Below are 4,185 nucleotides of genomic sequence, written 5' to 3'. Positions count from 1 at the left end.
CTGTGTCTGTGTAGAGCAACTGTTATTGTCTATGCTATTTGTAGTTTATTATGTAGTTTATGTTCTTACTTATCACGAACATTTGTCGAATGTCAGGCGGGCCCAACCGTGAGTGAGACGCGTAGGATCGTCGGCAGCGTCAGATGTGGATAGGAGACGGCGCCCGCGTGCCGCGCGGAGCGCTCGCCGCGGCCGTGGCCGTGGCCGTCTGCGCCGTGGTGGCCGCCGCGGCCGTAACTCTGCCGCACGCGCCCGGTGGGGCGGCGGCCCCCGACCGGGCGGCCCGGGAACCGGCCGCCCGGCAGGCGGCCCTCGCCCCGCCGGAGTACCTGGCCGACACCTGCCCCGACCCGGAGGCCAGCCTGCGCCCGAACGGGCTCGACGGCGATGCCGTCGCCCGGATCAAGAAGGCCGGCAAGCTCGTGGCCGGCGTCGACCAGAACAGCTTCCGCTGGGGCTACCGCAACCCCGTCGACGGCCGTCTCGAAGGCTTCGACATCGCCCTGGTGAGGGCCATCGCCAAGGACATCCTGGGCAACGAGAACGCGGTCATCTTCCGTGCCGTGCCCACCAGCCAGCGCATCCCCGCGCTCCAGGAGGGCCGCGTCGACATCGTCGTACGCACCATGACGATCAACTGCAAGCGGCTGGAGGAGGTGGCCTTCTCCACGGCGTACTTCGAGGCCGGCCAGCAGGTGCTGGCGCCCGTCGCCGCCACCGAGATCACCGGCTTCGACGACTCCCTCAAGGGCCGCCGCGTCTGCACGGCGGCCGGCTCGACCGGCGAGGCCGCGCTCCGGCACGAGCCGCACGGCTCGACGCCGGTCACCGTCCCCAACCAGCTGGACTGCCTGGTGCGGCTCCAGCTCGGCCAGGTCGACGCCGTCGTCACCGACAACGCCCTGGCCGCCGGCCAGGCTGCCCAGGACCCGTCGGTGCGGCTCGTCGGCAAGCCGTTCACCCGCGAGTTCTACGGCGTGGCGATGCACAAGGACGCCTCCGACCTGGTCCGCCGGGTCAACCAGGTGCTGGAGAACTACCGTGCGGGCGGCGACGGCAGCGAGTGGATGAAGGCGTACGCCCAGTACCTGCGGGACGATCTGCCCGGAGTCACCGCGCCGCCGGCCCCCAAGTACCGGGACGGCTGAGCGCGATGGCGGAAATCGTACGGCCGGCGACGGCGGGGACCTCGGCAACGGAGGCGGATGCGGCAGTGTCGGAAGCGGCAGTGATGGACCGGGACGACGTCGACCGTGCGCTGGCCCGGCTGGAGGCGGAGCACGAGGCGGTCGAGACGTCCCTGCTCGCGCTCCAGGACCACGCCGGCCGCCGGCTGCTGGAGGGCGCCGCCCTGTCCGGGGTCACCCGGGAGCGCTGGGCGGCCGCGGACACCGACATCACCCGGCTGTGGGCGTACTTCGACGCCTACAGCGGGGCGCTGGCCGCCGCCCGCAAGATCCGTGAGCGGCGCCGCTGGCCGAACCGGGAGGACCTGGTCGAGCTCACCGAGCGGCTGCGCGGCCCCGGCGTCCTGGTCGCGGGCTCCGCGGGCGGCACGGGCCGGCTCGCCGAGCGCTGCTCGCTGGCCGAGCTGGTGACCCGGATGAACGAGCTGTACGCGCGTTCCCTGGACACGGTCGTGGCCGCCGACGCGGTGTGGTCGGCGCTGCCCGCCCGGATCGACCTGCTCGCCGCCGAACTGCACCGCACCCGCTCGCTGGCCCACTCGGTGGGCGTGCGCCCCGGCGAGCACCCCTCGGGCGACGACCTGGAGGCGATCACCGCGGAGCTGGTGGAGCTGCGCGCCCGGGTGATCGAGGACCCGCTGGCCTTCTGGACGCCGGCGGCGGGCAGCTCGGCTCCGGGCGGCGGCCGGCCCGACACCGTGCGCTACGACCGTGCGGCGCGCGCGCTGGAGGACGTACGGCGGGAGATCGAGGCCGTGCTCACGGTCCGGCAGGACGCCGAGCAGCGGCTGGTGCGGCTGCGCGACGTGCTGTCGCGGGCGGACCGGACCCTGGCGGAGGCGCGCACGGCGCGCGGCGAGGTGCTGGCGAAGATCGCCGCGTCCGAGGTGCCGGCCGTCAGCGGCACGCCGACGGCGCTGCAGGAGCAGCTGGCGGCGGCGGCCGAGTACCGGCGGCACGCGCAGTGGCACCGGCTGTCACCGCTGCTGGAGTCGCTGGAGGAGCGGGCCGAGGAGGAACTGCGCCGGGCCCGTGATTCGTTGACCGCAGTGACGGCGCCGCTGGCGGTGCGGGCGGAGCTGCGCGGCCGGCTCGACGCGTACCGGGCGAAGGTGGCCCGGCACGGGCTGGTGGAGGACCCGCTGCTGGTCGAGCGGTACGACGCGGCCCGCCGGATGCTGTGGAGCGCGCCCTGCGACCTGCGGGCGGCCGAGCAGGCCGTGCTGCGGTACCAGCACACGGCGGCCGAGGTCCTGTCGGGTGCGGCGGGGCCGGCCGGGACGGGTGAGGAGGGCAGATGAGCCTGATCGGGACCCCGTGCGGCCGTCCCGGCTGCCCGGGGGCGTACGAGGACATGGGCGGCGGCGAGCTGTACTGCGACACGTGCGGGCTGGCACCGGCGCCGACGGGCCTGACGTCGGCGGGCGGCCTGGGCTCGGCGGGCGCGGGCTCGGCCGGTGTGCCCGGGGCGCGTGGGGCCGCGGAGTCCGCGGCGGGCGGTGCGGCGGAGCTCGTATCGCCCCCGACGGGTATGACGAGCCCGGCGCGCGGCTCGGACCCGTCCGCACCCTCCTCCCGCTCGTCCGGGCCGGCGTCAACGCCCTCGTCCCGTTCCTCGCGTTCGTCCCGCTCGTCCCGCTCGTCGTCGTCCCGGCGCTCGGTCTCGGGCCGGCTCTCGCGGGCCCTGGCGGGTACGTCGTCCACCCGCTCGGTGTCGGTCCGCAGCACCGGCACGGCGTCGGGACAGGCCTCCGGGCGGGGCCGCCTGGGCGCCGGGCTGGTCGCCGTACCCGAGGTGCCGCGCCCGGACCCCTCGACCGCGGTGCTGGCGAACCCGGAGGTGCCCGAGCGCAAGCGGTTCTGCTCGCGCGCGGAGTGCGGGGCCCCGGTGGGCCGGGCGCGCGGGGACCGGCCGGGCCGGACGGAAGGGTTCTGCACCACGTGCGGCCACCCGTACTCCTTCGTGCCGAAGCTGCGGGCGGGCGATGTCGTCCGCGGCCAGTACGAGGTGGCGGGCTGCCTGGCGCACGGCGGCCTGGGCTGGGTGTACCTGGCCGTGGACCGCGCGGTGTCGGACCGCTGGGTCGTGCTCAAGGGCCTGCTGGACACGGGTGACCAGGACGCGATGGCCGCGGCGATATCGGAACGCCGCTTCCTCGCGGAGATCGAGCACTCGAACATCGTGCGGATCTACAACTTCGTGGAGCACCTGGACCAGCGGACGGGCTCGCTGGACGGGTACATCGTGATGGAGTACGTCGGCGGCAAGTCGCTGAAGGAGATCGCGAACGAGCGGCGCCGCCCGGACGGCCGGCGCGACCCGCTCCCGGTCGAGCAGGCGTGCGCGTACGGCATCGAGGCCCTGGAGGCGCTCGGGCACCTGCACAGCCGCAACCTGCTGTACTGCGACTTCAAGGTGGACAACGCCATCCAGCAGCAGGACCAGCTGAAGCTGATCGACATGGGCGCGGTGCGCCGGATGGGCGACCTGGACTCGGCCATATACGGCACGGTGGGATACCAGGCGCCCGAGGTCGCCGAGGTCGGCCCGTCGGTCGCCTCCGACCTGTACACGGTGGCGCGCACCCTGGCCGTGCTGACCTTCGACTTCCAGGGCTACACGAACGTCTTCGTCGACTCGCTGCCCGATCCCGAGTACATCGAGGTGTTCCGGCGGTACGAGTCGTTCTACCGGCTGCTGGTACGGGCGACGGATCCGGACCCGGGGCGCCGGTTCGCGTCCGCCCAAGAGATGGCGGACCAGCTGACGGGGGTGCTGCGCGAGGTCGTCGCACTGCAGAGCGGCCGGCCGCGGCCGCACCTGTCGACCCTGTTCGGCCCGGAGCTGCGGGTCCCGGACACCCGCCTCTTCGCCGACGACACGGCCGCGTACTCGTCCCGCCTGGGCGCCCGCGAGACCCCCGCCCGCCGCGCCTGGCGCACCCTGGGGCGACGCCGCGCCCCGGAGAGCACGGCCCCGGCCGGCACCGGCACGCCG

The 4,185-nt window shown here is 74.2% G+C and carries 3 protein-coding genes; all 3 read left to right on the top strand.

Annotation, left to right across the window (positions count from 1 at the left end):
- The first annotated feature begins 143 nt into the window (after nucleotides 1-143).
- Nucleotides 144-1,148 (top strand): glutamate ABC transporter substrate-binding protein, encoded by a 1,005-nt coding sequence (locus GPJ59_RS34280; RefSeq protein ID WP_219671891.1) that lies wholly within the window; start codon nucleotides 144-146, stop codon nucleotides 1,146-1,148.
- Nucleotides 1,149-1,231: 83 nt separating this feature from the next.
- Nucleotides 1,232-2,488, top strand: coding sequence for a hypothetical protein (locus GPJ59_RS34275; RefSeq protein ID WP_219671893.1), 1,257 nt, complete (start codon nucleotides 1,232-1,234; stop codon nucleotides 2,486-2,488).
- Nucleotides 2,485-4,185: serine/threonine protein kinase (locus GPJ59_RS34270; protein WP_219671890.1), on the top strand; the 1,701-nt coding region annotated here is incomplete at its 3' end. The genes GPJ59_RS34275 and GPJ59_RS34270, both read left to right, overlap by 4 nt.

This window comes from Streptomyces bambusae (genome assembly GCF_019400985.1).
GTDB lineage: Bacteria > Actinomycetota > Actinomycetes > Streptomycetales > Streptomycetaceae > Streptomyces > Streptomyces bambusae_A.
The sequence above is the reverse complement of the archived record's forward strand: the minus strand, read 5'-3'. Positions and strand labels throughout refer to the sequence as shown.

Bases quoted from the DNA above. Each gene is read 5' to 3' on its own strand.
- GPJ59_RS34275 (WP_219671893.1), top strand. From the start codon at position 1,232: ATGGACCGGGACGACGTCGACCGTGCGCTGGCCCGGCTGGAGGCGGAG.
- GPJ59_RS34280 (WP_219671891.1), top strand. From the start codon at position 144: ATGTGGATAGGAGACGGCGCCCGCGTGCCGCGCGGAGCGCTCGCCGCG.